Here is a 1792-nt window from a genome sequence, read left to right as displayed (position 1 = left end):
CGAGCGGGGCGACGGCGGTGCGGACGCGCTGGTGGTGCCCACCGACGTGACCGACGACGCCGCCGTGGCGGCGCTGTTCGCGGCGGTCGGGCAGCGGTGGGGGCGGGTGGACGTGCTGTTCAACAACGCCGGCAGGTTCGGACCGGCCGGTCCTGTGGACACGGTGCCGCTGGAGGAGTGGCACGACACCGTCGCCGTCAACCTGACCGGCATGTTCCTGTGCGCGCGGCACGCGGTGCGGATGATGAAGGAACAGCGCCCCCGGGGCGGACGGGTCATCAACAACGGCTCGATCGCGGCGCAGGCCCCCCGGCCGGACAGCGTCGCCTACACGGCCACCAAGCACGGGGTCACCGGACTGACCCGGTCGCTCGCCCTGGACGGCAGGCCGCACGACATCGCCTGCGGCCAGATCGACATCGGCAACGCCGCCACCGACATGACGGCGGGTATCGCCGAAGGCGCGCGGCAGGCCGACGGCAGCACCGCGCCCGAGGCCACGTTCGACGCGGCGCACGTCGCCGACGCGGTGCTCTACATGGCCGGGCTCCCGCTGTCGGCCACGGTCAACTCGCTGACCGTGACGGCCACCGCGATGCCCTACGTCGGGCGGGGGTGAACGCGGCCACCGCGGCGGCCCGGGCGGCCCAGGTCGCTCAGGTCGGGGCCAGCGCCGACGCGTCGTACCGGCAGGCCGCGTTCCACAGCAGGAACGATCCTGTCCCGGCGTCCTCGGCGGCCTCGATCTGCGCGCGCACCTCCCCGGGGCCGTAGTCGACGCCGAGACTGAACGCCTGCAACCACGGGATGATCTTGGTCGTGCCGTTCTCGTTCGCCTGGTCCACGAAGTCGGCCACCGAGCGCCGGGTGATGTCGTACGGCTGGTTGTTGGGGTCGTCCACCCCGTACTCCCCGGGGCCCCAGTGCGACGGGTACACCATCGGCGCGATGTAGTCGACGTGCTCGGACATCATCGGGATGTCCTGCGCGATCTGGGTCGGGCGGGTGGCCGCGATCCCGAACACCGAGGCGCCCTGGTAGGCGCCGTGCTCGTGGATGGCCTCCCGGGAGTCGGCCAGGAAGTCGGCGATCGACTTCTCCGGGGAGGTCTCCAGGCCGGGGAACCGCATCGCGTCGATGTCGCCGTCCGGCCTGCGGATGTAGTCGTAGAGGATGTCGTCGAAGCCGAGTTCGGCGGCCTCCTCGGCGAGCGCGATGTTGTACGCGCGCACCTCGGGGTCGGCGAAGTTGGTGAACGAGTAGCTGCCGTAGCCCGACCAGGGTGACCCGCCGGTGTCCTGCACCAGCCGCTGGTGGTCACCGGCTTCCCAGGACGCCCGCCCGAGCACCGGGTCGCGGAAGGCGACGAGCCTGCCGACGACGTGCACGCCCTCGGCGTGCAGCGTGTCCAGCGCCTCCCGGGCGTCGTAGAGGTCGGCGTTCGCGCCGATCTCCTGCGCCAGCGGCACCTGCGAGGAGTAGCCGACCTTGCCGCTCTCGTCCTTGATGTCGAGCTGCACCGTGTCGATCCGGCGCTCACGCACCAGCTCCAGCACCGGCTCCCGCAGGGTGGAGCTCGCCCAGGCGCTCGCCGACATGTGCACCGCCCGCATCCCGGGGTGGCGCAGCGTCACCGGGACCTCCTCGGTGGCGCTGTTGCCGGCGGCGTCGGTGGCGGTGACGGGGACGCTCGTCCCGCCGTCCTGCCGCACGGGGAGCACGAACTCCCCGTCCTCGCCGGGCCGGGTCTCCTCGTCGCCCGCGGTCACCGTCGCCGCGCCGACCGCGGTGC

Annotated in this window: 2 protein-coding genes; one reads left to right on the top strand and one right to left on the bottom strand. The window is 72.7% G+C overall.

Annotated features, from left to right (window positions below; genetic code table 11):
- A partial coding sequence (locus SACHA_RS0116920) for an SDR family oxidoreductase (RefSeq protein WP_019811686.1) occupies positions 1–619 on the top strand: 619 nt, incomplete at its 5' end.
- Positions 620–656: 37 nt separating this feature from the next.
- Here the strand turns inward: SACHA_RS0116920 and SACHA_RS0116915 are convergent.
- The coding region (locus SACHA_RS0116915; RefSeq protein WP_019811684.1) for a putative glycoside hydrolase at positions 657–1792 on the bottom strand (1136 nt) is incomplete at its 5' end.

Source organism: Saccharomonospora halophila 8, from assembly GCF_000383775.1.
GTDB classification, from domain to species: Bacteria; Actinomycetota; Actinomycetes; order Mycobacteriales; family Pseudonocardiaceae; genus Saccharomonospora; species Saccharomonospora halophila.
This window is presented reverse-complemented; position numbering and strand designations above follow the sequence as displayed.